The following is a 26,590-nucleotide window of genomic DNA, read 5'->3' on the forward strand; positions in this document are numbered from 1 at the left end:
CTGTTAGAGAAAAACGACAATATTAATGAAATTTTATCATAAATATAAGTTACGCCGCCAAAGCTGGGGTTATGCATGAACAATAGAAAAAGCGAAGACCAAGGGAAAATTATCCCTGGATTCTTCGCTTTTTTAACGTTTTCTTTACGGGGCAGCGGCTGTGGTACCCTCAGCGGCAGAGGTAGATTCCTCTGCGCCCGCTTCCGATTCGCCTTCCGTTACGGTCAGGAATTCGGTGGCAACATAAGCCTCTGTTCCTTCAAACATGATGACCGTCCATTTGTCATCATAGGTCTTGACATAATCCACCACAGTACCGGAAGCAAGGGTTCCAAGCTTGGCTCCGTTGGTGGATGGCTCGGAACGGACATTAAGCTTGCTCATGGTGGTGTAGACCTTAGGAGCTTCTGTTTCCGGCTCCGCAGCTGTTGTAGGTGTTTCGGCGCTTGTCATGGCTTCGGTAGTGACCTCAGCAGATGTTGGGGTTGTGGTAGGCTCGTTTTTTGAGTCTTTTCCCGGGATCAGCTTCACGATGATTAAGACGAGCACAAGAAGAACCAGGAAAATAAGAGCTGGTTTCAGCAGTCCGTAGACATCAAAGCTGTTCTTCCTGGTACGCCTCCTGCTTCTGCTGTGTGAAGCAGGCCTTTGGCCGGTTCTGGAAGCATTCCTTTGGGGCGGCCTCTGACCGGGTCTTTGGCCATCCGGTCTCGTCCCGCTGCTCCTTGTCCCTCCGATATGCTCCTGGGTTCTTAAAGGCGCGGTTCTTGCACCGGTGCTTCTTGGATTTCCTGTTCCATAGGCTTCATTCCTTAAGGCACCGCTTCGGGGGGGATTATTCCTGGACGTGGATGATGACATGGTCCTGACGTCTGCGGGCCGCTTACTGACAGGGGCTCCCCCCTGGCTTCCTCTATTGAAAGAGTTTGCAAAGGCATTGACTTCCTGAGACAGAAGCTGAAAGGCTTCGCTGGCATCATAAGGGCTGTCGTCTCCTTCATGAACTGCCTTGTTTCCCAGCACGCGGATCCTGTGATAGTGGTCTTTGGCTGACTGGGAAATAAAGCGCCTCTCAAATAGCTGGTCTATGCTGTCCGCCAGATCACCCTCCACGATCAAAGCCCTTTCACCAAGATAATTTACCATATATTCCAGGGTCTGCCGGGCTTTGATCATGGCCATGTTATACTGCTTCTGGTTCATGAGCCTTTCCGCTTCCCTCAGACCCTGCTGGATTCTGGTCAAGAAACTGTTGTCTGTAGTTCCCATATATTTCCTCCTTTGCAAAGACGGTTGTATTCCAATATACAGATATTATACTAGATTATTGTAAATTGCGCACCTGTTATTTTGTCGTTTTTTGATTTGTAAGAGAAAAGTAAAAAATATACAGGGATTCCCTATAAAATAAAGGAATTCCTGTATTTTAAAGTTATCTGTGATACTACTTTGATACTAAATCCTGTAATTTGTTTGCGACCTCGCTGTGCTTATTGGGATATAAATGTCCATAAATATTGTTTACCATATCCACTGAATCACCTATGCGCTCTGCTATAAGATAAGGAGAGAAGCCCATATCTATTAATAGGGAAACATGGCTGTGGCGGATGTCATGAATGCGTATTGGTTTAATTCCGGAAGATGCGCAGGCGCCTTTTAAGCAAATTCCTAATTTATACCGGGAAAATTGAAAAGCCTATCCTCAGCTTTTACTCCATAATTCTTATCTATGTACTCTTTCAGACATTCTGTGAGAAATGGAGGTATGGTTACAAGTCTTGTACCGCCTGCTGTTTTGGGAGATGTAATAACGTCGTTTTGATCATGGCGGTGATAAGTTTTTGAATATCAATGATGCATGTATGACAAACATTCAAAATGCAGTTGCATTGGCAGATGAAAGAGTAGCGGAAGCGTTCCAGGAATGCTTATGGCAGTCTGGTATGCCTGAAGAAATAATTCGCGAGTGTGAGGTTAATGTCCTTGTTAGAGAAAGTTATATTTGAACGTACATGTTGAAGAGTAAACAGGAGGCGGTCAACCCCGTCTCTTTTTAATACCCAAAACGACACTTATCCACAATGTTGTGGAAACAATTGTGGATTGAGTGTTAATATCTGAAAATACGACACAAAACTGCAAATTATTACAGGGTTTTAGTCGCTTGTTATGCACAAATTGAAAGGAAGTGAGCCAGATGGCGTTGTCAGCCAAACAGAAATTATTTGCAGATGAGTACCTGATTGACCTTAATGTCACCAGGCCTTACAAGGCAGCATATACCAAGGTCAAGAAAGATGAAACAGCCAAAGCGGCTGCAAGCAGAATGTTAACCAATGTTAACGTTGCGGCTTATGTTGAAAAGCGAATGAAGGACCGGGAAAAACGTACTGAGATCACCCAGGACATGGTTTTAAAGGAGCTTGCTAAGATCGGTTTCGCAGATATTACTGACTTTGTGACGATTGAAAGCAAAGGAAGCTATAAAGCAGTGCAGATAAAATCCCCAGATGAAATGCTAAGGGATAAGTTAGGGGTCATTGCCGGAATCAAGGAAGGTGCCAATGAGATAGAAATTAAACTGAATAATAAGGAAAAAGCCCTGGAACTGATTGGCAGGCACTTAGGTATGTTTAAGGATAAGCTGGAAGTGTCTGGCATTCTGGAGACTGAGAAAACGAAGCTTGATGATTTGATTAAGCAGATGCGCCGCGGTGATGGATAATGAGTGATGAGCGCCTGCTTCTGTCAGAGAAGTATAAAACCTTTCTAAAATGAGATGGTCCGGTAGAGTTCCTGGAAGTGACCACGGCTGCGGGGACAAGAAGAAATGGCAGAAGGCCCTGGATTACGGTAACATGGGAAGAATATGTTGGTGGGGCAAATGAACTATATATCCGGGGAGCAAATAAAGCAGGTTTTGTAGGAGAATCTTATATTTCATTTGAAACTGCCCAAATTACGATAAACTATGGTACTGTTGGAGGCGGATGCAATCAGGGATTGGTATTTTGAGGAGGCTACGGTGCAGGCAGCTATTGAACTGACCAAGGAGCTGATGGAGCCATGGTGAAGGGCCTGCAATCTTCTGGCGGAAAGTGGTATTACTTGGATCAGGATGGAGCGCTGCAGTATCCAGGGCTGGATGAATAGGGTCCCAATGGAATTTGTAAGATATTATTAATAGTACAGTCTTAAGTTGGAACATATAATTATACTGGCAGGTACAAACTGCTGGCAATCGTGTATAGGATGGTAGGCCTCGATTCTACATAGAATGGAGGTGTTGCTCATGAAGTATTTTGACTTTAAGGATTTAATGTCTTTTGGCATGTTCTTTCTGGCACTGCTGACATTCGTCTTATTGACGTGTCGCTAAATACAAAAAACCTTCCCTGTACTTTGGCCGGTTGGGAAGGTTTTTGCTTTTCTAATTAGCCAACCACCCTGTGGCGATTGCCTTTTTTATTATATTATACTTACTTTTAAAATATTACAAGTAAAGGAATCTTTACAAAAAATAAGGGTGATTGCGGCAAAGAATATAGGTAGGTGTCAGATTGCATTTTATCCCCATTCCCCCAAGTATGTTTCAGTTTCGTCAGCATTAACTCTACTTTTATCAACAAATTGCTGCGAGTAACCGTTATTTCGGGCCAGCCCATTACATAAAGTCGTGATACTATTATGATACAAAAAAAACATATAAACAGTATAAAACATTTGTTTTTATGCGAATTATCTTTAGAATTGCTGTAAAAACAGGGGGTGTCGTGGCTAAAATATGATGGGCTTCGTAAGAGAAAAGTAAAAAAAACAGGAAAATGGGTCTGTGGGGTTAAATTAATAGGGTTTATGCAGACATTGTCGGAAGCGATTAGAAATCAGAAGGGATATAAATGACATAAGAACCGTTAATCTCCTCATAAAGGAGAGGTGCCGGCAAGATTGGAGGAATCCTGCCGGCAATATGAAAAAAGTTTATTTATAAGGATATTACCTGTAACAAGTATTAATATACCGGGCTGTTGTGTAGAAAAGTTGTGGAAGATGTGAACAGTTTGTGAAAGGGAAGTGCAGCAGCTTGATCTGTGCTTACTCAGATACATTCAGGATGATCCGGAGACAGCGGCAGAGCCTGTAAAATTATCAGGCTGGAGGCGGAAAAATAAACGGCAAACTTGCGTTCCCTGTACCATGTATGATACAATCGATCAGGCAATGTATGTTTTCATTAAGATGAATTTATTTGGAGGAATTTTAAGATGAGGTTGCGTCATATACAAGGCTCGGAAGAGGAGATTGCGAACAGTCCGTATGTTGTCCAGAATCCTTTTGATAAAAAAGGCTGCTGGAAGGAAGTGTTTGGCAATGAAAATCCTATTGAAATAGAGGTTGGCATGGGTAAGGGCCGTTTTATCATGGAGCTGGCCGCCATGAACCCGGAAATCAATTATGTGGGCATTGAGAGATATCCCAGCGTTCTTTTGAGGGGTTTGCAGAAGCGGGCTCAGATGGAGCTTGATAATATATTCTTTATGTGCGTGGATGCAAAAAACCTGGGTGATATATTTGCCCTCGGAGAGGTACAGAGGGTGTACTTAAACTTTTCTGATCCTTGGCCAAAGGACCGTCATGCTAAACGCAGGCTCACATCAGAGGATTTTATGGCGGTTTATGACCGGATTTTAAAGCCTGACGGCACTGTGGAATTTAAAACCGACAACAAAGGCCTGTTTGATTACTCCCTGGAATCCATTCCTAGAGCCGGCTGGCAGGTTAAGGAATTTACCTATGACCTTCATCACAGCCAGATGGGAGAGGGGAACGTGATGACAGAGTATGAAGAGAAATTTTCCTCCAAGGGGAATCCCATTTATAAATTGACAGCAGGAAGAAGATAATATTTTTTTAAAACCGGTGTTTGGTTTCTATAACCATAATGCCGGTTTTGCATATAATAAAACAAAATCAGTTGTGGGAGCAGCGGTTATGGGAATGAAAGACAAGGTCACAAGCAAGCTTCTTCAAGCTACCAGTGATAAGACGGAATTAAATAAGAAAATGCTGACCTGGAACAAATCTTTTGTAGATGTGAACAAAACCCTGAGCGGAAATATACAAAAAAATAAGAAAAATAAATAAATTCGAAAAAGTTGTAAATTATTTGTAAAAAAGGTGTTGACTTTTGTTGGATACGGTTATATAATTACACACGTGCTCAAGACGAGAGTACAGTGTAGAAACGAAAGACAAGCGCCTTTAGCTCAGTTGGTAGAGCAGTAGACTCTTAATCTATTTGTCCGGGGTTCGAGCCCCCGAAGGCGCATCAAAAGTTCCGGTTTTGCAGACAGAGAGCTGCGGGGTTGGGGCTTTTATTTTGTTTGGATTTATGCGGAGTTGCTGGTGTTTGTTATGTTAAAATTGAATTGGTTGGAGAGCGGATGCTGGGTGAGCGTCCGCTTTTTTTCTTTTAGGGAAAAATATTTCTTTGCAAATTCAATGCAAATTTTTTTCCTTTGGTGTTGTGGAAGATTTGAAAAATGGATGTAGCTGTCACCTTTATGAGAATGAAGGATGACCACATGAAAAACGGGCTGCTCAAGCCAGCCTATAATGTACAGATAGCAGTGGAGAATTATTTTATTATTCATAGCTATATCAGCAGTGAACGAACGAATTACAATACCTTGATTACCGTATTGGAAAAACACCAACGGGTTTTTTGGCACGATCCAAAGCAAACAACTGCAGACAGTGGCTATTGCAGGGAAAAGAATATGATTTATCTAAAGGAGCAGGGAATTAAAAGCTACATCAGGCTGCAGATGCACGAAAAGACGAAAATCAAGGCATACAAGGAAGACATCGGAAAGCATTACAACATGATGTACATGATAGAAGAAGACACACATTATTATCAATATCATAATGGAAGAAGCCTTACCTATATCCGTACCGAAATAAGTCATCAGGAAGAGTGATTCTCAAAGAAAGCATAAAAACATCCCCGAAGGAAAACCGAACACCTGAAAAGTGTGGATTCCTGCGAGGATGTTCTTATTTGGGGACAAATGGATTAAAAAATACCATTACCCGACTGCCCCTTTTTGATTATTTTCATGAAATATATCGGTTAGGCTGCCTCTTTGTTCCCATCAGCTTCCGTACTTTTCGATTTGTTCGAGATTACCCTGCACATAACGGCGGATATCAGGGTTGTAATCAAAAAGGTGAGAGCAAGCAAGGAAACCGCTTCTGGTACATATGCTGTGTATGCCTCATTGCCTGCCGCCATGAGAGAAGGATCCACACAGGCGACTCCTGTGGTAGCACACAGACCGGCACCAACCCAGCCGGGTCTCTTTAAGATAACTTTGTCGGCTAGAAAATACATAAACACCAGATTGATAACAAATATAACCAGTGCGAGAATAATCCCGCGTATACCAGCATGGAAAGCAGTCTTTAAATTAATAGCGGCTCCAAATACAAAGCCCATCAGCACGAGACAGATGGTGGAAGCCGGCTTGATAAATTTAATAAATTCCGGATCCAGATTTCCCAGCAGCATACCAAGAAAGAATGGTATCAATACATTAATGGCAGACATCCAGTTGACAGCATCCGAGCCGCCGGAAAGGTTGAATACGAGGATGGACCAGACGGACATGCAGAAAAGCTGTGGGAGCAGCATCATGCCGATATCCTCAGGCTCTCCGTATTGCTGTGCCAGTGAGATAAATAATCCGGGGTTCATATAGCAGATGGCGGGAATAAAAGCGAAGGCAGAGATACCCCAGATCCCATCCACACCAAAAAAGCGCAGAAACAGAGTTCCGATACCGAAAATGATAAGCAGCTTAAATATGGCATAAGTAGCACCGTATTTCAAAATCTTACCTATTTTCGAAAAGGAAACGGTAGCACCGCTGGAAAACAGCATAAGTCCGATGACGCAGTATGTACCAGATTTGAAAAGACCTTCGCTGGGCCCTCCCAGTGTGGTCCAGAATGTAGGAAAGAGTGTGTTAAATACGGCGGATATCAGTAAAGGAATAATTAATAGCCCACTGGGGATTTTATGCATGGTTTTCATAATGTTTAATTTCATTGTAATCTCCTCTCATTTTCCAAAAAGTGATAGTTAAACTATCAAAATATGTTATTTGCACTATACCGAATAGTGGGACTGCTATACCGTATAGTGGGATCATAACAAAAAAGTTAGAAAAATGCAAGTGTAAAAATACAAATTTCACAAAACACAGAAGTTACATTATAAAACTTTGAGTGGTATCAGAATAGATTGCTTTTTTTGTAAATTAATAATATGATAATAGAAACTGATGGTACAGCAAAAGAGTGTGCCAAAACTTTTTAGAACGGATGGTTAATATGGTAGAGAAGATTTTTACAGTACTTGAGGCAGTAGGACAGACAAAAGGGAACAACAGCGTGAGCGTGATCCAAAAGCTGACAGGATTTCCAAGAAGTACAGTTCACAGGACGCTTCAGAGTATGGAGAAAGCGGGAATGATTGTTTATGTACAGGATCAAGGTTATTCCATCTCCCAGAAACTTCAGCTCCTATGCTTAAGTTACAATCAGAACACAGATTTCCTGGAGGTAATGATTCCGCTGGTCAAGAATATTTCGGAAAAAACCCAGGAAACCGTTTCTGTGAATGTTATAAATGATATAGAGCGTATCTGCGTTTACAGAGCTGAGGGGCACAAACGTGCCATCAGCAATGTGCATATGGGGGACAGAGGCCCTCTTTTCATTGGTTCTACGGGGCGTATGCTTGCGGCATCACTTTCTTCTTCAAAATTTGAGGAGGCTTTTCAATATAGTGAAAAAAATGGGATCATCACTGCAGCGAATAAAAAAGAGATCCTTGAAAAAATTGAAAAATGCCGTCAGGACGGGTATGCCGTTAGTAAAGAGGAGCTTTATACCGGCTGCTGGTCCATTGCTGTTCCAATCATTAGTGTGATTACAAAAGAGATAATAGGAGCCCTTTCAATCAACAGTGTGATATCTTTTTACTCGGAAGAAGTGAAAAAAATGTATATAGAAATGCTTCAGGAAGCTGTGGATGAGGCAAGCGTTAAATTATTAAGATAAAAGGTGACAATAAAATACAGAGATGAACCGTTTTATCCTGTAGACAAAGTTGGAGTTAGGGCACAAGCCCTAACTCCATTTTGTCATTATTCATTATAAAATTTTGTATCATTTGGGCAAATATAGTAATCATAATACTTATCATATATATTTATATTTCTTAAAAAATCTACTTTTCGTCTTTGGTCTTTAATGCAGAAACAACGGCTGTATTTGATCATCTAGTATCAGCTTCGCTATCGCCTGTGTTCGATGACCCGAATCCCTAATTAAGGTTTCGCTATTTTTCTATCTTAAAACAGACAAAATCCAGGGTGCAAGCCCTGGACTTTGTTTACAGTCTGAGACGGTTATATGAACCGTCTTTTTTTAACACTTTAAAAAACATCTTGCAATAGTAAAAAGAAAGTGATATATTGATAAATGGGACAGCTATACCGTATAATGGGACAACAATGGAGGAGGTTATTAAAGATGAGTTCGTTAAAAATTGATGTTGGTGGTTTTGAAATGAAAAACCCGTTAATGATTGCTTCAGGTCCGATCAGTTCTAAACTTGACCATTTAAAACAGGCTGATGAAAACGGATTTGCCGCCGTAAGCTTAAAGCACACCATGACCTGGCAAAAATTTGCAGCAAAGCCAAGATGGTACAGCGATAGCAAGATTGGGGTAATTGTAAGTGGGGATCCGCGCTTGGATCCTGAATACACCTTAGATATGATTAGAAAGGCCAAGGAACAGACATCGCTTAAAATAGCGGTGAATCTGTCCGGAACTCCCAATAACGTGGCATCCTGGGGAGAACTGTCCCATATGATGGAACAGGCGGGAGCAGATGCAATTGAACTGAATTTTAACTGCCCGAATTTATTGACAGCTGATGCAAAGACAAAGGCGGTTCTTGGTGCTAATCTTGGCGCTGATCCGGATTCCTGCAGGACTGTTGTGTCAGAGGTTAGAAAGTCAGTGAAGATTCCGGTGATTGCCAAATTAAATACAGAGAGCGGAAAGCTGATGCCGGTATCCAAAGCCGTGGCAGAAGCGGGCGCTGATATTCTGAATATTCATGCGTCTTACCGTAGTGCTCCCGGGCTGGACATTTATAATGGCGGAAAGATGCTGTATCCGGGAAGTGAAAAAGGAAACTTTGGCGCTATTAGCGGCGTATGGTCCAAACGGGCCTCAAACCGTTTCATAAATGATGTATATAGAGCTAATACGGGAAAAGCCGTCATCGGCGGCAGCGGATTATATACGTGGCAGGATGTAGTGGAAACTATCATGTATGGGGCTTCTGCTGTTCAGATGTGCGTCCCTGTTATGCAAAAGGGCTTTGGACTTGGCAAAGAGATTTTAAAGGGTTTGGAACAGTTCATGGACGAGTGTGGCTACAGCTCTATAGATGAGATGGTAGGGATTGCATCCAAATATGTGTGTGCTCCGGGAGAGATGGACTACGCAGATGTTACAGCACTGATAGATGAGAAACGCTGTATCGGCTGTAAGCAGTGCTTGCCGATTGCACATTGTGATGCGATTACTTATGACAGCGATGCGAAAAAGTGTGTTGTTGAGGAAGATAAATGCATTGGCTGTGGATTTTGCCGCGGCGTATGTCCGAGAGATGCATTTACATATGTGTTATAGAAAGGATAGCAGAACATGAATATAACTGAAAAAATATTAGCCAAAGCGGCTGGACTGGATCGTGTGGAGCCAGGACAAATTATAGAGGTTAAAGTAGATGCGGCATTTACGGTGGAAAAGCAGGGCCCTTTGTTTTTTTCAGAATTCCGTAAGCTGGGTTTGAAAATATGGGATAAAGAGAAGGCCATTATTCTGGTGGATCATGGCACGCCTCCCAGCAAGGTTATGGATGCAGATTTAATTACCGACACCATCCGTTTTGCAGAAGAATATGATTTACCCCTTTATAACTCTGAGGGAATCTGTCATCAGATCATGCCGGAGAAAGGCCATATCCTTCCAGGCTATGCCTATGTGGGAACAGATTCTCACACCACGACTTATGGCGCGTTAGGCGCATTTTCCACAGGAATTGGAGCTACTGAGATGGCCTGGGTATTTAATAAGGGCAGCATCTGGATGAAGGTTCCCAGTTCGATTCTCATCAATATTGAGGGAGAGCTTTCTGAATATGTATGTGGAAAAGATGTGGCGCTTTATGTGATGACCCTTTTAGGAACGGATGGGGCAAGCTATAAAGCCATTGAGTACAGAGGCAGCAGCATCCGCCAGCTCAGCATTGATTCCCGTTCCTCTCTTTGCAATATGGCTGTGGAAGCGGGAGCAAAAAATGGGATTATCGAAGCTGATGAGAAAACAGTGGAATATATCAAGGAACGATCAGAACGCAGTTTTGAAATCGTCCACTCTGACCCTGATGCAGTCTATGAAAAGGTAATCAATATTGACGGAAGCAAGCTAGAGCCTATGGTGGCGAAGCCAGGCGGTTCCCAGCATTCTGTTCCAGTCAGTGAAGTGGTGGGAACGCCATTTACAAGAGCGCTTCTTGGAACCTGTACCAACGGAAGAATGGAAGATTTCCACATTGCCCGTGATATCATCAAAGGTAAAAAGATTTCTCCAAGTGTACGCCTTCAGGTGATCCCAGGATCCAGAACCATTTTCAGGCAGTGTGTTGAAGAAGGAATTGTTCAGGACTTTCTGGATGCGGGAGCGATCTGGTGCAATCCTCAGTGCGGACCATGTGCAGGCGGCCATTACGGACTTCTGGGAAAAAATGAAGTATGTCTGAGCACCTCCAACCGGAATATGGTTGGAAGAATGGGAGATCCCACATCTCAGGTTTACTTAACGTCCCCGGCAGTTGTGGCAGCGTCTGTTATAAGCGGCAGGATTACAGATCCTAGAAAGATTTGAGGTGACTAACTATGGTGATACATAACAAAGTATTTGGTGTTTACGGACCCAATGTGGCGGCAGAGCAGATTGCATCTTCTACCCATGTGACAGCAGTAACGCCTGAGGGTCTGGCAGCGGCATGTATGAAGGACATTGATTCTCAGTTTCATGAGAAACTAAAGGATGGGAATATTATGGTGGCCGCACAGAATTTCGGCTGCAACTCCAGCCGTGAGTGGGCTCCCAGAGCTCTTAAATTTTCAGGGGTAAATCTTGTAATCGCAGACAGTTTTGCAAGAATATTTTTTCGGAATGCCATTAATATAGGATTTCCAATTATTGAATGTGACAATATCTGTGATTTTTGTAAAGAGGGAGATGAGCTTGAAGTGGATCTCTCAAAGGGAATCATCAAGAACGTAACCCAGAAAACAGAGACTAAGGGTACGGTGCTTCCGGACTTCCTTCTGGATATTATGACCGCAGGCGGTTTGTTGAATAAGCTGAAGGCCGAAACGGAGGGGAAATAGAATGAAAGTTCAGAAAATCGGACTGCTCAGGACGATAACCTCTGAGCTAGAGGCAGATGGATTTCTCGTCTACAGCCCCCAGTGGCACAAGGAAAATTACCGTTTTCTGACAGAACAGAATTTTATCGGACCATTTGGAATTGTCCTGTATCTGGCAAAAACAGATAGGACCTATGTGATTTATGGCTCAGAGTGGGATCAATGTAAAAATGAACCCTTATTAAAGGGAGTGACTGTTTACAGCGCAGATCCTTACGGTACAGTAACCCGGCTTTTAAAAGAGGCTGGGGTGAAGAACATGGCAATATCAGGAAAAAGATATATGCCTCTTAATCTGGCTCAGGCTGTTGAAGCGGCAGGCGTCTCCTGTATCCCGGGCGAAGGGAAGCTTGAGACTGCCAGAATGCAGAAAACAGAGGAAGAGATCGGCTATTTAAGACAGGCCGTAAGCCTGGCAGATCAGGCATGGATCGTATTTATGAAGGGCGTGGCCGACGGTCTTAATGAGTACCAGATTGTGGCTGAGGTTGAGCATTACATCAAGCGCCATGGCGCCGAGGATTCCTTTATGCTGCTGGCCACAGGCGGGGAAGATGTGTATGGTATGACGCCGCCCATGATGCGTGTAGCCCAGCCTGGTCAGATGGTGCGTACAGAGATAACGCCCCAGGTCAATGGCTGGTGGGCCCAGATCTGCCGTACCTGTGTGAAGGGGAAGGCTAATGATAATCAGAAGAAAGCCTTTGACATTTTCCTGGAGGCAGAACAGGCCGGCTTTGACATGATACGCCCCGGCGTGAATATCAGTGATGTGGCCAAAGCAGAAAATGATGTGTTCCGTAAGTATGGCTATGGTGAATACTGTACTGAGAAATATACCAGAGTGAGAGGCCACGGACATGGCCTAGACTTAGATGAGATGCCTCTGGTATTAGAGTCTACTGATTTGGTGTTAAAGGAAAACATGGTGGTAGTGATTCATCCCAATACCTTCAGTCCGCTGTGTGGCTACATGGTATTTGGGGATCCTGTACTGATCACAAAGGATGGATATGAGCTGCTTTCCGTTACAGAGCGTAAGCTGTTTGAGGTGTAGAAGGAGGATTATATGAAGCGTGGATATATGGATTGGGATAAAAATCTGCTGCCTCTGTCTGCCCTTGAGGAAAGAAGGCAGGCACTGATGAAAGAGGCTGCCAAGATGAATGTACAGGCAGTAGTGGTTTACGGTGATGTGTATTCAGCAGATGAACTATCCTATTATGTGAATTATGCACCTTACTGGTGTAACAGTGTGGCAGTGATAACTGAAAAAGAGGTTTATATGGTGACAGGCCATAATAACCGTGTCAATCCCTGGATACATACTCTGACCGGAATTGAAGAGGAGAAGCTGTTAGCCTCAGGCTTTAAGGTGCCGGCCCGGACAGCGCAGTCCTTAAAGGAACGTTTCCCTCAGGGCGGACGGATTGGAATGATAGGAAAATATATCATGGCAGATTTGGGAGATGCATTGAAAGTGCAGGGATTTGAACTGGTTGCCATAGATGATATACAAACGAAACTTATGCAGACAACAGATGACTCCTACAGAGAGATGGCTTCAAAAGCAGCCGTAATCCTGCACCAGGCATTTGAACGGGGGGCAGAAGAATATGCCCGGAGCGGAAGTTCCAAAACCGTGACTGCAGAAATCGAGTATGGAGCCAGGAAAAATGGTGCAATGGATATCGTACTCTATGTTTCCCATGAGGGGAATTCCTTTGGTCTTCCTGTTACAATGGAGGATGCAGGTGGTAAATGGACGGTCTGCGGGTTGATGCAGTACTTAGGTATTTGGGTCAAGCTGACGAAGACCTTTGGTGCAGTTACGACAGCAGTGGACAGACAGCTGGAAGCAGTGGCTCTTGAGCTGTTACCTGGAAGAGCAGTACCTTGTGGGGCGGAAGGCTTTGAGATTATCGTTGAGGTATTGTCGGACGTCATCTCAGATCTGAACCAGGCGGCATGTGAGATTACTACAGATCAGGTTCTATATGTGGCGGTGCATGAAAAGAAAAGTGGTATTTGTTGCAGCAATATGTACCGTATTACAGAGAAGGGAGCAGTTGTTTTATGAATATGATAGAAAAAATCCTGGCCAAGGCCAGCGGGAGAAAGGAAGTAAAGCCTGGAGACGTGGTGGTAGCCAATGTAGATACCCTTTTGCTTCATGACCTAAGCGGTTATATTACCGCCAATGTATTTGACAATGAAGTAAAAAAGGAGATGCGTTATCCGGAACGTGTGGCAATGGTATTTGATCATCATTTCTCACCACCTACGGAGCAGAGGGCGGAGGTGTTGGAGAGAAATCGTGAGTTTGCCAGAAGGTACCACATTAACCTGTTTGACTGTGGCTCCGGTAATATCCACAACGTAGGAGAAAGAACTGGCTTTGTACGTCCGGGAACCATTGTGGTAGGCTCTGACAGCCATACTCCTGTGCACGGAACTATGGGCTGCTTTGCTACTGGACTGGGAAATAATTCCAACGCAGCTACTGTAATGGCTTATGGAAAAGCCTGGTTTATGGTGCCAAAGACCATCAAAATTGAACTGACCGGCCATACAAAGCCAGGAGTGACCCCAAGAGATGTGGCATTGTGGCTCACCGGCCAGATCGGAGAGGGCGGGGCTGTTTACCGTGCAATTCATTTTACCGGCCAATTTATAAAAGATCTGGATGTATGGGACAGATGGCTGTTTCCGTTAATCACGATTGATGTGGGAGGCAAATGTGCTTTTATCGATCCGGATGAGAAAACCATTGAATTTATTAAGAAATATACGGATGAGCCTTTCGACGTGATTACCTCTGATCCTGACTGTGAGTATGAGAAAGTGATGAGCTTTGACATCAGCAGTCTGGAACCCCAGGTTGCAGCATCTCCCACCCTTGGAAATGTAAAGCCAGCCGGTGGCTTTGCCGGAAAACCGGTTCAGTGGGCAGAGCTGGGCGGCCACGGCGGTGGTCGTATAGAAGATTTCAGACAGGCGGCAGAGATTTTAAAGGGACGTAAACTGGCTTCCGGCGTAAAATTCAATGCTGTTCCAAGCAGCAGGGAGACTTTCCAGCAATGTCTGGAAGAAGGTATCGTGGAAATCTTCCATCAGGCAGGGGCTTCCTGGTTCCCGGCCAGTACCGGATCCAACCAGGCTATCAATATGGGAGCTTTGTCAAAGAATGAGGCTATGATTTCCACCCATGCCCGCAACTTCCCGGGAAGAAACGGCAGTCCTGAGGCAATCATGTATCTGAGCTCTGCATACACTGTGGCGGCATCTGCTGTAAAAGGCTGTGTGGCAGATCCCAGAGAGTTTTTGGAGGGTTGAGAAATGGAGAGAGAAGGACGATGCTGGAAATTCGGTGACAATATTCCCACAGACCAGATTGTGAAAGCAGACAGAGTCCTGCTCAGCCTTGACGAGATGGCCAAACATGTGTTGGAAAACTTAAATCCTGATTTTCCTAAAAACGTAAAAAAGGGTGATATCCTGGTGGCAGGGAAGCATTTTGGACAGTCCTCAGGCCGCGCCGTAGCACCAAAGGCGATCAAAGCCACAGGCGTGGGCGCAGTGATTGTAGAGTATGCATCACGGCTGTTTTACAGGAACAGTTTTGAGATAGGACTTCCCCTTCTGGAATGTGTGGGAATTACCCAGGGAGTCAGTGACGGAGATATCATTTCTGTCAATATGGAAAACGGTCTGATTGTCAACAAAACCACAGGAAAGGAATTTCATGCCAGACCCATTGATCCGTTCCTGATGGAAATGCTGGATGCCGGAGGTCTGATAGCTTTCGGACCAAAGATTGATGAATATCAAATATAATGATTTGGTGGTGATATAGTGAGTGAGATAAAAGGAAGAGTGTGGAAATTTGGTGACAATATTCCCACAGATCAGATAGTAAGAGTGGATCGAGCCTTGGGTGATATGGCGGAGATGGCCAAACACGTTTTGGAAAACTATAATCCGGAATTCCCGAAGAAGGTTCAGAAAGGGGATATTCTTGTAGCTGGAAAGCATTTTGGCCAGTCCTCAGGCAGGGCCGTGGCACCAAAGGCGATCAAGGCTACCGGCGTGGGTGCCGTGGTGGTAGAGTATGCTTCCAGGTTATTTTACAGAAATGCTTTTGAAGTAGGACTACCCCTTGTAGAATGTCCGGGAATTACAGATCATGTATCAGAAGGGGATTGTCTGTCCGTGGACATGGCAACAGGAAAGGTGAAAAATGAGACCACCGGTGATGTGTTGCAGGCACAGCCGGTAGATTCTTTCCTGATGGAGATGTTAGATGCCGGCGGTCTCATTGCCTTTGGTCCCAGAATTGATGAGTGGAAGGCTGACTGATGGAGTTCGCTGTTGGTTTTATATTATTCTGGTGTGTAAGTTATCTGGGATATCTGGGAGGCAGACACTTAAAAGTGTCTGCCCCTGCTATTTTAGGCCCTGTTGCCTGTTTTATGATCCTGACCCTTCTCGGGATTCGCCTTCCGGTTCCTTCATTCCAGAAACCACTTTTATCGGTGATCACAGGAGTGTTTCTGGGGCTGCGGATGAACCACAGTTTAAAAGGCGTGTACAGGCAGCTGCTAGTGTATGTTACTGGGCTTATTTTGTTATCCCTGGCGGGCATCTGGGTTCTGACAACTATGGGAATTGACAGGGAGACAGCCTTTTTTGCAGCTATGCCCGGCGGTATGGCTGAAATTACCCTGATGTCCCTCAATTATCATTCCGACCCCTTTGTGACCGTATTGCTTCAATCCTCCAGAATGCTGATCTCCATGACATTTTTCTCCTCTTTGGCTGCAAAATACAGGAGGTGCCCGGAGGAGAGAACAGATAACATGAGGTCAGTAAGCGGAAAAAAGATCTCCTTGCTTCTGTGGGGCATTCTAATTCTGATTTCCCTGGCGGCTGCTAAGCTCTTAGATCTATTTCACATGCCGGCGGCTAATATTCTGGGCTCTATGCTGGTGGTGGGAGCGGCTGTAAGGAAAGCGAACCTGGAATGTAAAATAAACAGGAAATTACAGACTATGGTGCAGATTGGGATTGGTGGCTTGACAGGGGTTTCCATATCCAGGGAGAGTATGATGGAATTTCCCCACTATGTGTTACCTGTCATTTTGCTGAGTCTGCTTGTGGTGGGCTTTGGACTTTTGATGGCATATCTCCTGATGAAGCTGACGGGTTGGGATAAGCTTACCTGTATTTTAAGCTGCTGCCCGGCAGGACTTTCTCCTACAATCATGGTGGCCATGGAATATGGGGCGGATACAGATATTGTAACGATCTTTCAGGTGATTCGAATGGTGACAGTGCTTCTCATGACTCCAGTGATGATCAGGTTTTTGGTATAGGTTAGCGAACATGAAGGGTATGCGGAAGTGCGCAGGTAAGCCATGTGCTGAGTGCCAGGCTGAGTAGCCGCCCAATGGATCGCTTTCGCCGGAATTAGCTCAGGGACAGTGGTTATTAGACAGTGGAGAATGGAAATATCTGCGGAATGATAATACATATGCCATATCTTGCTGGGTAAAGAATCCAGCAGATGGCAAGTGGTATCACTTTGATGGAAATGGCTATATGAATAAGGGGTGGTTCCAGGATATGGATGGAAAATGGTATTACGATTATGGATTCAGCTGAGCCACTTGCAAACCGATTATAAGAGGCTTATAATTAATTACAAAATATACTAAAAAGATATCGGGATGAGGTAAATTCGTTGAATGATTTTACAAAGGGCAGTATAACCAAACAGATTATATCATTTTCAATTCCCATGTTGATTGGCAATGTCTTTCAGCAGCTATACAGTATGGTTGACGCGATGGTGGTCGGCCGTTATGTTGGCAGCAACGCACTGGCGGCGGTCGGTGTGGCGATGAGTATTCTGCAATTTCTTGTATCTGTGTTGATTGGCTTAACGACAGGTGCTTCGGTTCTGATTTCCCAGTATTATGGTGCCAGGAAGTATGATAAAATGAAACGGATGGTGTCTACCAGCGTTGTGTTTCTGGGGGTGTTCTCTGTTGTGGTGGCAGTGGCCGGAATTTTGTTTTCACCGCATCTACTGCGTTGGCTGGATGCTACGCCGGAAATTATGGATGATGCAGTATTGTATCTGCGCTTTTTGATGGGCGGTATGCTGTTTCCTGTTTTTTATAATATGTACACAGCTTATCTGCGGGCCTTGGGAGATTCGCGCAGTCCGCTGCTGATTCTGATTTTATGTACCATTATCAATACTGTATTGGATCTTGTTTTTGTTATGCAGTTTCATATGGGTGTTTTGGGTGCGGCAGTGGCTACCCTGATTGCTCAGGCGGTCTCAGCAGTTTTATGCTATTTATATACTTTGCACAAGGTGCCGTTATTACATGTTACCAGCCTTACCTTTGATCCGAAGCTGTTTACTGAAATCTTAAAATATGGAACCCCTGCAGCGATTCAGCTTTCAGTGGTAAGTCTTGCTAACTTGACAATTACCAAGTTGATCAACTCGTTTGGAGCCGCAGTGATGGCAGGCATTACAGCTGCTGCGAAGATTGATCAACTTGCGATTATGCCGGTGAGCAATGTCAGCATGGCCCTCTCCACCTTTGTGGCCCAGAATATGGGGGCGGGCCAGGAAGACCGGGCGAGAAAAGGTCTGCGGTTTGCTATTGTTATGATGGTAGTGCTGGCGATATTTATTTCCGTTGTGCTCATATCATTGGGGCCATGGCTGATTTCTATGTTCTTAAACCGGAAGGATATAAACGCTGGTATCATTGCAGAGGTAGGGCTGAATTATTTAAATATCATGGTAATCTTTTATTTCTTATTTGCGTTTTTGTTTGCTTTCAACGGTTTCTTCCGCGGTGTCGGCGATTCTGTTATGGCCATGGTATTTCCGGTGGCGAGTTTATTTGTCCGTGCGGTATTGGCGCATCTGCTGGTATTATTCGCAGGTATGGGTCCGGAAGCCTTAGCCTGGTCAATACCGGTCGGCTGGGCGCTTTCTTCTCTGGCTGCCTGGATATATTATTACAAACGGCTGTGGGGCGGTAAGATGTTGGTCCAGGCCGGCAACATTGAAAATGGCAATTGAATTTATAAAAGTTAAGGAAAATTTGGAAAGAGATGAGTCGTTAGAATGGTATCGTAATATTGATTTGTTTATGAGTTCTGGATTTACAAAGATATACTCTTTGATTGTTAGAGATTTTGTAATATATGATAGTAGGGTTGGGGCTGCTTTATGTTATTTGGTAAGAAAATTTTGTCAAGAAAGTGGGTTGGATATGACTCCAGAAGAATTAAAATTTTCTTAGGGAGTTTTAAGAATGAATACTAAATCAAAAATAGGTGAAAATCCAAGAAATCCAAACAAAGGAATATACAAATTTTCAATAATTACAAATCATTATAATTCACATTTAGAAAATAATATTAGAGCAAATTGGTTAGTAAAAGAGTTATATAGGAAAGATGTAGAATCATTTGGAAAACTTGATATAAAAGATGGGTTAAGAGCTATAAGGCAGCTTTGTTTATGATTGGTTATAAAATAAGAACTGAATAATATTTAATAATTTAAGCTCCACAGTTAGAAATTCGTTATTTCCTCTTATATTACATAGGATTAGGCAATTTAGCAGCTCCAATTGGTGAGGTCCTTATAAAAACGATTATTGAAATATATACGTCTAGTACACAAATTTAGGAAAGTGCATTTAAAGGAAATGTAGGATAGAATATACAAGCGTTCTTTGCAAAGTCTATGCAAATTAAAAATATTAAGACATAAAATAAAGGATTTATAAGCCTGAATCGAATCCAAAACAATGAAAGAGCATAAAAAATTACTCTAAAAACCTGGTAATGGAACTCTTAATCTATTTGTCCGGGGTTCGAGCCCCCGAAGGCGCATCAAAAGTTCCGGTTTTGCAGACAGAGAGCTGCGGGGTTGGGGCTTTTATTTTGTCTGGATTTATGGATTTTTGCCAATAGAATCAGCTGAGTATTCGGTGACTGTATTCCCATAGAAATTTATAAGAAAACGCGGCCAGGCAGTGAAACAGGCTGCTGACAACAAAAAGGCTGTATACTCCTTCTACGGGAGCATACAGCCTTTTGCTGTTACACTGCACAGAGCCCTGCTAAAGCGGTGTCTTATGTGATACAACAGTTCATATTTATTTGATTTTCACCCTTATTCCCAGCTGTTTTACAGCTTTCCTCCATATCACCCCATTACTGTTATAAGTCTGCCTGTCTCACAGGTATCTTTTCCCTGATCAATGAGAGCCTGTTCAAGGCTTCTATTAAGGTTTCGTCCCGCTTTGCAAAGTGGAAGCGGATCAGGTGATTGACCGGCTCCTTAAAGAAGCTGGAACCGGGTACGGCGCCTACGCCCACGTCTTTTGCCAGTACCTCGCAGAACTCCAAATCACTTTTAAAATGAAATTCAGAAATATCCATCATAACGTAATAAGCCCCTTCCGGCACCGTATGGACCAGTCCCAGGTCATCAAGGCCTTTTAAGAACAGCTCCCGCTTCCCGGTATACTTTTCAAGAAGAGAATCGTAGTAATCCTGACCGAATTTAAGCCCGGGAATGACCGCTTCCTGTAAGGGAGCCGCAGCGCCTACAGTCAAAAAGTCATGGACCTTTCTCGCCACATCTACGATCTCCGGCGGCGCGATGATATAGCCCAAACGCCAGCCTGTGATGGAATATGTCTTTGATAAGGAGCTGCAGGAAATGGTCCTCTCCCACATTCCCGGCAGGGAAGCGAAATAAACGTGCTTATGAGGCGCGTAGACGATGTGCTCATAAACCTCGTCCGTGATGACGTACACATCATATTTTTGGGCAAGCCCGGCGATATAAGTCAGTTCTTCCAGGGTAAAAACCTTGCCGCAGGGATTGGACGGATTGCAGAGGATCAGGGCCTTGGGCTGCTGCTGAAAGGCAGCCTCCAGCTCTTGCGGATCAAAGTTGAATAAAGGAGGGTGAAGGGGCACGTAAATGGGCTCCGCCCCCGAAAGAATGGCATCCGCCCCATAATTTTCATAAAACGGCGAAAATACAACGACCTTATCTCCCGGATTTGCCACGGTCATCATGGCGGCCATCATGGCTTCCGTGCTGCCGCATGTAACGACGATTTCTTTTGCCGGATCGATATCACGGCCCATTGGCTCTGACTGCTTGGCGGCCAGCGCCTGCCGGAAATTCTCCGCTCCCCAGGTGATGGAATACTGATGGAAGTCACCATAGGCAACCTCACAAAGCCGGTCCAGAATCTCCTTTGGCGGTTCAAAATCAGGGAAGCCCTGGGACAAATTAACAGCCCCGTACTGGTTGCTGATCCTGGTCATGCGACGTATGACGGAGTCTGTAAAGCTTGCCGTCCGGTCAGATAATTTCTGCATTGCTCTCTCCTTCTGTGATATAGGATTTTCGGTTGTTCAAGATGTGGAGAGGGTCTAAGGCATCCTTGATCCGGTTCATGACCAAAAGGTTCTCTCCTGCTGTTTCCGTAAGAAAATAGGGACGTTTGCTGATCCCGATGCCGTGCTCGCCGGAGGTCAGCCCTCCCAGCTCGTAAGCCTTTTTGTAGATCTTTTCCATGTTCTTCTTAAGTTCCTTTTGCCACCTTTCTTCGTCCCGGTTTCCCCGTACCACGCATAGGTGGACATTGCCATCTCCGGCGTGGCCGAAGCTGACCATCTGCATGGACGTATCCCGTTCCAGCTCATTGATGTATTGAATGAAAATATGGCTTTTATCGATAGGCACCACGATGTCAACCGGTTCCTGTTCGGACACAGCTTCCACAGCATTCACAAGAGCTCCGCGTACCTTCCAGATTCCTGCCGCTAAATCCGGGTCTGTCAGGACCACATAGTCAAGGGCGCCGTGTTCTGTCACAAGGCGTTTTACTTGCTCTATCGAGGAATCCACCTCCGCCTTCCTGCCGTCAAAGGTCAGAAGAATATAGGAGCCTGCATCCGGCCTTGGATAACGGAACTCCATGAATTCCTCTCCCAGGGAAATGACCTTTCTCTCTACAAATTCCACTGCCGTTGGGTTCACGTTGGCCCTTAAGATGGACAGGACATTTTCCATGCCGATTCTTAAATCAGGAAATGGGACAAGCACGCTGACGGAGGTTTCCGGCTTCGGAATCACCTTTAAGATGCATTTGGTGATGACGGCCAGAGTTCCTTCAGAACCAATGATTAAGTTCTTAAGGGAAAGGCCGCTGGCGTCCTTGACGTTTTTGCTGCCCACCTGTAAAATGGTGCCGTCTGCCAGGACGATTTCCAGGCCTCTGACGTAATCTCTGGTCACTCCGTATTTTACCGCCCTCATCCCTCCTGCATTGGTGCTGATGTTTCCGCCCAGGGAGGAGGCCTTTTCACCCGGATCCGGGGGATAGAAAAATCCTTCCCTTTCCACAAATGCCTGAAAATCCTGAAGCAGAACCCCAGGCTCTGCTGTTGCAGTAAAGGTGTCCTTATCCAGTTCCAGGATGCGGTTCAGCCTGGAGAGGTCCAGAATAATTCCCCCTTCCACCGGAACGGTGGAGCCCACCAGATTGGTCCCCGCACCTCTGGGAGTCACGGGAATCCGGTTTTCGTGGGCGTATCGGAGAATTTTGCTGACCTCTCCGGCGGAGGCCGGAAATACCAGTGCTTCTGCATTTCCGGTCAGCCGTCCTAACGTGTCGCTTAAGAAACGGGGCTCTATGTGTTCGAACACCAGCCGTTTTGGGTCCTGAATGATGGAACACAGGGCATTTTTATCTATGTTCATAACTGCCTCCGGTAAAATATCTTATTTGCTCAGTAAATCCTCGTCCCAGCCCTGCTTGATGAAATAGCCGCCGTAGGTATCGTTGAATATCTTCTCTGTTTCCGGTGACTGGAATGCTTCCACGACCTTCCGGTATAACTCCGCCTTTTCCGGATCACTTAAATCGTCAGTGCGGGCCGCCACCAGGTTCCAGTATTTTTCTTCTCCAAGGCTGGTGTCAGCGAATATGGCTTCTTCTGTCTTTAAGCCGAAATCCAGGGCATAATTTCCGTTGATGATGGCCGCTGTCACATCCGCCAGAGCAGAAGGAATGGTGTTGGCAGCCAGCTCTTCTATTTTAATCTGAACATTGTAGGTCTCAATGTCGTCGGTGGTAGGATTAAAGCCTGCATCCGCCTTGATCTTGATTAAGCCTGCCGCCTCAAGCACCTTTAATGCACGGCCGCCGTTGGTCACGTCGTTTGGAATGGCTACGGTGTCTCCGTCTTTGATTTCCTCAACGGAAGTGACCTTTTTGGAATAGAGGTTTAACGGAATAATAAAGGTGTTGCCTATGTTCTGGATTTTATAGCTGTAGCTTTGAATTTCATTGTCCAGATAAATGCGGTGCTGGAATGCATTTAAATTGATTTCCCCGTTGGCAAGAGCGTTGTTGGGGGTCACATAGTCGGAGAACTGAACAATGTCCAGGTTGATGCCTTCTGACTTTAATGCTTCTTTTGCGGGAGCCCATAAGTCTTCATAAATGCTTCCCACCACGCCCAGCGTTATGGTAACCGGGTCTCCGGTCTTTTCGGCGGCAGTGTTCTCCGGGGCCTGGGAAGTGCTTTCTGCAGACTTGGTGCTTTCCGTGGCCTGGGTGCTGCTGCCGCTTGATGATGCGCCGCAGGCGGTAAGGGATAAGACCAGGGCCGAAGCGGATAATAAAATTGCGGTAAGTTTTCTGTTTTTCATAATTGTTTCCTCCGTTTTGAAATTTTGATTATTTTAAATGATTGGTTGCTTTGAATCATTGACTCCATATTAAAGCGTCAGCGCCAGCTGGAAATTCTCCTTCATAGTCTGGCAGGACTTCTGAAACAGCGCTGCTTCTGCCTCTGTCAGCCGCAATTCCACTACCTGGGACACTCCGTGCCGGTTTAGTACTGCAGGAACACTGGCATAAACATCTGTCTGGCCGTACTGTCCTGTCAGCATAGTGGAAACGGGAAGGATCCGATCCTCATCTCCGAATACCGCCCGGACCACTTCGGCAATGGCGGCTCCTATTCCAAACTCTGTGGAGCCTTTTCCGGCCAATATATGCCAGCCGCCGGCCTTTCCTTCTGCCGCAATGGCTTCCAAATTCAATTTTCCGTATGTGTCCGGCTGTTCCTCCATAAGCTGGAACAGAGGCTTTCCGGCCACAGTTACCGATGACCAGGGAACCATCTGGCTTTCCCCGTGCTCTCCTAAGGCGTAGGCCTGAATGGATTTCTGGTCAATGCCGATGGCCTGGGAAATGGCCCTCCGCAGCCTGGCGCTGTCTAGGGTAGTGCTTGTAGAAAATATTTTCTGGACCGGATAGTCCAGTACGTGCTGAATATAATGGGTGACCACATCAGCAGGGTTTGAGATGTTCAGGATGATCCCGTTAAAGCCGGAAATGCGGATATGGTCAGTGATGTCTTTAACGATTTCAATGGTCTGCTTTAAGGTATCCATTCTGGTCTGACCCTTGCTCATGTCAGGCAAAGGTCCTGCTGCAACCATGATCAGCTCCGCATCAGCGGCGTCCTCATAGCTGCCGGCACGGACCATGGCCCGTTTCGGCAAGTAGACGGTGGAGTCGAAAAGGTCTAAGGCTTGAGCCGCTGCCTTTTTCTCGTCGATATCAATGTAGACGATTTCCTCTGCAAGTCCCTGGGATAACAGAGCGTAGCCTCCATGAGATCCAACGTGGCCTGCGCCGATGATTACGATTTTTCTTTTTTGAATTTCCATTTTCATTTCCTCCGGAAAGCTCCTTATTTTTAATGGGTGCTCTTTTTAACGACTTGATTTCCTATAATCTGAACTACGCTGACCATGAGTACCAGGACCAGGACCGTGATATAGGTCACGTCGGTCTGATTCCGGTCATGGCCGTAGCGGATGGCGAAATCTCCAAGGCCTCCTGCACCGACAGCTCCCGCCATGGCGGTCAGGCCTAAAAGGCTGATGGCCGTAATCGTCGTGCTGCGGGCAATTCCCGCGATGCTCTCCCGAAGATAGACCCGGAAAATGATTTCCAGAGGGCTGAGTCCCATGGAAAGGGCTGCTTCTACCAGCCCGTGGTCTACCTCTGCCAGAGCGCTCTCAATCTGACGGGCAAAAAACGGGACTGTTCCGAAAATCAAGGGAACGATTGCCCCCTTCACACCGATAGCCGTTCCCATAATGAGCCGAGAAATAGGCATGACACCTGTCAGAAGGATGATAAAGGGAATGGAACGAAAAAAGTTGATGACCTTATCAAGCACCTGGAAGACGGCTTTATTTTCCAGGATTCCTTTCGGTCTGGTGACCGTGATGATGACTCCAAGAATTAAGCCCAGCAAAAAGGAAATGGACCCGGACCAAAAAGTCATGACCAGGGTGTCCCTGATGGCCTTATAAAAATCCGGCAGCTTGCCCGCCACATTGGGCACGATATCAAGAAACAATTCCTGCATCTTTTATCACCTCCACTCCTACATTTTTTTCAATCAGGTAATTGATGGCCTGGTTGATTCTGTCCCTGTCACCGTCTACAATGGCAACAGTACCTCCGATAGGTGCGTCCTGAACGATTTCCACATCTGAAAATATGATGTTCAGATTGATGTCAAACTTTCGTGAAACCGTAGATATAAGGGGTTCTGAGACATTTTTCTGCACATAGGTCAGACGGACGATCAGTTCTCCCGGCTTCAGCCGTGTGACCGGAGAGTCTTCAGCCAAAAGCCCTTCGATCTTCTGTAAGTTGGAAGTGGTACGGATAAAATCCCTTGTCACATTCTCTCTGGGATTTGCAAAAATGGAGAATACTTCTCCTTCCTCCACCACTTTTCCATTTTCCATGACAGCCACACGGTTGCAGATTTCCTTGATAACAGCCATTTCATGGGTGATGACCACCACAGTGATGCCCAATTGCCTGTTGAGCTTCTGGAGAAGCCGGAGAATGGACTGGGTGGTCTGTGGGTCTAAGGCACTGGTTGCTTCGTCGCATAAAAGGACCTTGGGATCATTGGCTAAGGCCCTGGCAATGGCCACTCTCTGTTTCTGTCCGCCGGAAAGCTGGGCCGGATAAGCATTTTCTTTATCCGCAATATCCACAAGCTTCAGCAGCTCCCTCACCTTTTTTACCGTCTCCTCTTTTGAAAGGCCGCTGCCCTTTAAGGGAAAGGCCACGTTCCCGAACACGGTTCTGGAACGCATCAGGTTGAAATGCTGAAAAATCATGCCGATACGCTTTCTGGCGGCCCGCAGGGCCTTGGGCGGCAGACCGGTGAGCACTTGTCCGTCTACGGTGACGGTCCCGCTGGTAGGCGCCTCCAACAAGTTGATACATCGGACCAGAGTGGATTTTCCGGCTCCGGAGAATCCGATGATCCCGAATATTTCCCCTTTTTCAATGAACAGCGACACATCATGGACCGCATGGACTTCGACAGACCCTGTCCCAAAGGTTTTTGAGATATTTTCTAATTGAATCACAGTCATTTCCTCCTATAAAAAAACGGGCAGCTTTCAGGCTCCCGTTTTTGGTCTGCTGTGTTTGCATGTATGAAATACACATTGATTGTGAAATCAGCGCTGCAATGACAGATCCTTATCTACCGGATTGGGAGCACAGGAAACAAAATGAGTGCAACACATCAGGGACATGGCAGTTGACATGTCCTTAAACATACACATGGTAACATGGATTGGGGCTGCAGATTTTTTCATAAGTGTGTTCCTCCTGTAGAATGAATCATTACCTACTAAACATATTGGATTTATATGTATAATAGCTCTGAGAAATGAAATTGTCAACCAGAATGTGAAAAAACCAGGATTTTTTTTAGTGGAAAGCAGATGAGGGACGGCCTTCTTTCTTTATCTGTCTGACGGATTCACGAAAATCCCGGACATGATCAGTGCAGCACTTGTCCGGAAGGCGGCA

At 45.3% G+C, this 26,590-nt stretch carries 27 protein-coding genes, 1 tRNA gene and 1 pseudogene; 20 read left to right on the forward strand and 9 right to left on the reverse strand.

All coding sequences use genetic code 11. The features are described 5' to 3' along the window. Positions 1–144 precede the first annotated feature (144 nt). Entirely contained in the window at positions 145–1,269 is a 1,125-nt protein-coding gene (locus K401_RS0109700) for a DUF4145 domain-containing protein (RefSeq protein WP_024292769.1), read from the reverse strand. 931 nt (positions 1,270–2,200) lie between these two features. On the opposite strand from K401_RS0109700, the gene K401_RS0109705 reads away from it, so the two are divergent. From K401_RS0109705 to K401_RS0109740, 6 genes and pseudogenes are all read left to right on the forward strand, one after another. Beyond that, positions 2,201–2,728 carry a terminase small subunit gene (locus K401_RS0109705; RefSeq protein WP_024292770.1) on the forward strand — a complete coding sequence of 176 codons (528 nt, stop codon included), beginning with the start codon at positions 2,201–2,203 and terminating at the stop codon, positions 2,726–2,728. Between the two features lie 341 nt (positions 2,729–3,069). Then, positions 3,070–3,156 (forward strand): hypothetical protein, encoded by an 87-nt coding sequence (locus tag K401_RS34190; RefSeq protein WP_084492835.1) that lies wholly within the window; start codon positions 3,070–3,072, stop codon positions 3,154–3,156. Positions 3,157–4,268: 1,112 nt separating this feature from the next. Continuing rightward, positions 4,269–4,907 (forward strand): tRNA (guanosine(46)-N7)-methyltransferase TrmB, encoded by a 639-nt coding sequence (trmB, locus tag K401_RS0109725; protein WP_024292773.1) that lies wholly within the window; start codon positions 4,269–4,271, stop codon positions 4,905–4,907. 88 nt (positions 4,908–4,995) lie between these two features. After that, the gene (locus tag K401_RS33170; protein ID WP_166435263.1) at positions 4,996–5,148 is read left to right on the forward strand and encodes a hypothetical protein; all 153 of its coding nucleotides are present in this window, start codon (positions 4,996–4,998) and stop codon (positions 5,146–5,148) included. Between the two features lie 111 nt (positions 5,149–5,259). Next, positions 5,260–5,332 (forward strand) — tRNA-Lys (locus K401_RS0109735). 211 nt (positions 5,333–5,543) lie between these two features. Next, a pseudogene (locus K401_RS0109740) lies at positions 5,544–5,981 on the forward strand (transposase); the annotation flags it as partial. 158 nt (positions 5,982–6,139) lie between these two features. Here the strand turns inward: K401_RS0109740 and K401_RS0109745 are convergent. Beyond that, positions 6,140–7,117 (reverse strand): 2-keto-3-deoxygluconate permease, encoded by a 978-nt coding sequence (locus K401_RS0109745; RefSeq protein ID WP_024292775.1) that lies wholly within the window; start codon positions 7,115–7,117, stop codon positions 6,140–6,142. 284 nt (positions 7,118–7,401) lie between these two features. Here K401_RS0109745 and K401_RS0109750 point away from each other — a divergent pair, with 284 nt between their 5' ends. From K401_RS0109750 to K401_RS31800, 14 genes are all read left to right on the forward strand, one after another. Then, positions 7,402–8,133 carry an IclR family transcriptional regulator gene (locus K401_RS0109750; protein WP_024292776.1) on the forward strand — a complete coding sequence of 244 codons (732 nt, stop codon included), beginning with the start codon at positions 7,402–7,404 and terminating at the stop codon, positions 8,131–8,133. Positions 8,134–8,607: 474 nt separating this feature from the next. Next, positions 8,608–9,783, forward strand: coding sequence for a tRNA-dihydrouridine synthase (locus tag K401_RS0109755; RefSeq protein ID WP_024292777.1), 1,176 nt, complete (start codon positions 8,608–8,610; stop codon positions 9,781–9,783). Positions 9,784–9,798: 15 nt separating this feature from the next. Next, positions 9,799–11,040 carry a 3-isopropylmalate dehydratase large subunit gene (locus K401_RS0109760; protein WP_024292778.1) on the forward strand — a complete coding sequence of 414 codons (1,242 nt, stop codon included), beginning with the start codon at positions 9,799–9,801 and terminating at the stop codon, positions 11,038–11,040. Between the two features lie 11 nt (positions 11,041–11,051). After that, on the forward strand, positions 11,052–11,552 hold the full coding sequence (locus K401_RS0109765) for a LeuD/DmdB family oxidoreductase small subunit (RefSeq protein WP_024292779.1): 501 nt from the start codon (positions 11,052–11,054) through the stop codon (positions 11,550–11,552). Position 11,553: 1 nt separating this feature from the next. Continuing rightward, complete coding sequence (locus K401_RS0109770; protein WP_024292780.1) at positions 11,554–12,648, forward strand: M24 family metallopeptidase; 1,095 nt, start codon at positions 11,554–11,556, stop codon at positions 12,646–12,648. Between the two features lie 12 nt (positions 12,649–12,660). Continuing rightward, positions 12,661–13,671 carry a hypothetical protein gene (locus tag K401_RS0109775; protein ID WP_024292781.1) on the forward strand — a complete coding sequence of 337 codons (1,011 nt, stop codon included), beginning with the start codon at positions 12,661–12,663 and terminating at the stop codon, positions 13,669–13,671. Continuing rightward, positions 13,668–14,927 (forward strand): 3-isopropylmalate dehydratase large subunit, encoded by a 1,260-nt coding sequence (locus tag K401_RS0109780; protein ID WP_024292782.1) that lies wholly within the window; start codon positions 13,668–13,670, stop codon positions 14,925–14,927. The genes K401_RS0109775 and K401_RS0109780 overlap by 4 nt, the downstream gene beginning before the upstream one ends. Positions 14,928–14,930: 3 nt before the next feature. After that, positions 14,931–15,428, forward strand: coding sequence for a LeuD/DmdB family oxidoreductase small subunit (locus K401_RS0109785; RefSeq protein ID WP_024292783.1), 498 nt, complete (start codon positions 14,931–14,933; stop codon positions 15,426–15,428). Between the two features lie 18 nt (positions 15,429–15,446). After that, the gene (locus tag K401_RS0109790; protein WP_198018303.1) at positions 15,447–15,950 is read left to right on the forward strand and encodes a LeuD/DmdB family oxidoreductase small subunit; all 504 of its coding nucleotides are present in this window, start codon (positions 15,447–15,449) and stop codon (positions 15,948–15,950) included. Continuing rightward, positions 15,950–16,966: an AbrB family transcriptional regulator gene (locus K401_RS0109795; protein ID WP_024292785.1), complete on the forward strand. Its 1,017-nt coding sequence runs from the start codon at positions 15,950–15,952 to the stop codon at positions 16,964–16,966. Before K401_RS0109790 ends, K401_RS0109795 begins: the two co-directional genes overlap by 1 nt. Positions 16,967–17,129: 163 nt before the next feature. Continuing rightward, the gene (locus tag K401_RS34195; protein ID WP_367401701.1) at positions 17,130–17,255 is read left to right on the forward strand and encodes a hypothetical protein; all 126 of its coding nucleotides are present in this window, start codon (positions 17,130–17,132) and stop codon (positions 17,253–17,255) included. A 79-nt stretch (positions 17,256–17,334) separates the two neighbouring features. Continuing rightward, a complete protein-coding gene (locus K401_RS0109800) occupies positions 17,335–18,702 on the forward strand; it encodes an MATE family efflux transporter (RefSeq protein ID WP_024292786.1) in 1,368 nt (455 codons plus the stop codon). Next, positions 18,692–18,925, forward strand: coding sequence for a hypothetical protein (locus K401_RS31795; protein WP_024292787.1), 234 nt, complete (start codon positions 18,692–18,694; stop codon positions 18,923–18,925). Before K401_RS0109800 ends, K401_RS31795 begins: the two co-directional genes overlap by 11 nt. A gap of 12 nt (positions 18,926–18,937) precedes the next feature. Then, complete coding sequence (locus tag K401_RS31800) at positions 18,938–19,150, forward strand: hypothetical protein (RefSeq protein WP_024292788.1); 213 nt, start codon at positions 18,938–18,940, stop codon at positions 19,148–19,150. Positions 19,151–19,853: 703 nt separating this feature from the next. On the opposite strand, the gene K401_RS0109810 is transcribed toward K401_RS31800, so the two are convergent. From K401_RS0109810 to K401_RS32810, 7 genes are all read right to left on the reverse strand, one after another. Beyond that, positions 19,854–21,032, reverse strand: a complete 1,179-nt coding sequence (locus K401_RS0109810) for a pyridoxal phosphate-dependent aminotransferase (RefSeq protein WP_024292789.1) — start codon at positions 21,030–21,032, stop codon at positions 19,854–19,856. Continuing rightward, a complete protein-coding gene (locus K401_RS0109815) occupies positions 21,016–22,419 on the reverse strand; it encodes an FAD-binding oxidoreductase (protein WP_029700713.1) in 1,404 nt (467 codons plus the stop codon). Before K401_RS0109815 ends, K401_RS0109810 begins: the two co-directional genes overlap by 17 nt. 21 nt (positions 22,420–22,440) lie before the next feature. After that, on the reverse strand, positions 22,441–23,373 hold the full coding sequence (locus K401_RS0109820) for a MetQ/NlpA family ABC transporter substrate-binding protein (RefSeq protein ID WP_024292791.1): 933 nt from the start codon (positions 23,371–23,373) through the stop codon (positions 22,441–22,443). A 69-nt stretch (positions 23,374–23,442) separates the two neighbouring features. Beyond that, the gene (locus K401_RS0109825; protein WP_024292792.1) at positions 23,443–24,402 is read right to left on the reverse strand and encodes an L-lactate dehydrogenase; all 960 of its coding nucleotides are present in this window, start codon (positions 24,400–24,402) and stop codon (positions 23,443–23,445) included. Between the two features lie 29 nt (positions 24,403–24,431). Then, positions 24,432–25,112: a methionine ABC transporter permease gene (locus K401_RS0109830; protein WP_024292793.1), complete on the reverse strand. Its 681-nt coding sequence runs from the start codon at positions 25,110–25,112 to the stop codon at positions 24,432–24,434. Continuing rightward, positions 25,093–26,139 (reverse strand): methionine ABC transporter ATP-binding protein, encoded by a 1,047-nt coding sequence (locus tag K401_RS0109835; RefSeq protein WP_024292794.1) that lies wholly within the window; start codon positions 26,137–26,139, stop codon positions 25,093–25,095. Before K401_RS0109835 ends, K401_RS0109830 begins: the two co-directional genes overlap by 20 nt. A 93-nt stretch (positions 26,140–26,232) precedes the next feature. Beyond that, complete coding sequence (locus K401_RS32810; protein WP_156945263.1) at positions 26,233–26,373, reverse strand: hypothetical protein; 141 nt, start codon at positions 26,371–26,373, stop codon at positions 26,233–26,235. Positions 26,374–26,590: the final 217 nt, after the last annotated feature.

Source organism: Lacrimispora indolis DSM 755, from assembly GCF_000526995.1.
Taxonomy (GTDB): domain Bacteria; phylum Bacillota; class Clostridia; order Lachnospirales; family Lachnospiraceae; genus Lacrimispora; species Lacrimispora indolis.